Here is a 680-nt window from a genome sequence, read left to right on the forward strand (position 1 = left end):
CAGCCTTCCCGCGCTGGCCAACGACGCCGTCATCCGCAAGGCCCTTGCCGAGCGCATGCCCAACGCGCCCAAGGTCGACGAGATCCGCCCGGCCCCCATGCCCGGGCTGTGGGAGGTCCGCATCGGCAATGAGGTGCGCTATACCGACGCGACCGGCAGCTTCCTCATCGAAGGTGAGCTCTACGACCTGAAGGCCAAGAAGAACCTGACCGAGGAGCGCATCACCCAGCTCAACCGGATCGATTTCGCGAGCCTGCCATTCAAGGATGCGCTGGTGTGGAAGAACGGCAGCGGCAAGCGCCGGATCGCCGTCTTCGCCGACCCCAACTGCGGCTACTGCAAGCGCTTCGAGAAGGGCCTGCAGGAGCTCAAGGACGTGACGGTCTATACCTTCCTCATCCCCATCCTTGGCGGCGACTCTCCCGAGAAGACGCGTGCGATCTGGTGCGCCAAGGACAACGCCAATGCCTGGCTCGGCTGGATGCTCAAGGGCGAGCAGCCGGCCAAGGCACCGGCTTCCTGCGACGACGCCGCCATCGAGCGCAACCTCGCGCTGTCGCGCAAGATCCATGTGAACGGTACGCCCGCCATCCTGCTGGAGGACGGCAATCGCATCCCTGGTGCCGTCGGTCCGGTGGAGTTGGAGAAGCGCCTGCAAGCCCTGGCCGCGCCGGCCAGCA

Annotated in this window: 1 protein-coding gene; it reads left to right on the top strand. The window is 66.0% G+C overall.

All coding sequences use genetic code 11. From position 1 onward, the window contains the following. The coding region (locus AC1DU6_RS34180; RefSeq protein ID WP_477862877.1) for a DsbC family protein at positions 1 to 680 on the top strand (680 nt) is incomplete at both ends.

The sequence above is a fragment of the Roseateles sp. P5_B10 genome, from assembly GCF_056400485.1.